Raw genomic sequence first — 271 nt, forward strand, 5'->3', positions numbered from 1 at the left:
GAGCCACGCTTCGTTGCGGGCGAGCAGGACGAGCGTATCGAGGCCGATCATGATCGGCCAGAGACACGCGAGACGCAGACGGATCGCGCTCGCCGGAATCGCGAGCGTGTAATCGACGGCGTCTTCAAACAGCGCGAGCGACGTGCGCAGCAATTCGAAAAGCACGGGCCGCGCGCGCGCCGACGTTTCGGGCCGCAACACATCTTGCGGCGTGAGGCCATGCCGCGCGAGCATCGATTCGGGCACATAGCATCGGCCGATGCGCAAATCC

General features: G+C 65.3%; 1 protein-coding gene. It reads right to left on the reverse strand.

Features of this window, described 5'->3' with window-relative positions:
* On the reverse strand, positions 1–271 hold a 271-nt coding region (locus tag NCR35_RS20625), incomplete at both ends, for a squalene/phytoene synthase family protein (protein ID WP_250535779.1).

This window comes from Caballeronia sp. AZ10_KS36, assembly GCF_023631105.1.
Lineage (GTDB): Bacteria > Pseudomonadota > Gammaproteobacteria > Burkholderiales > Burkholderiaceae > Caballeronia.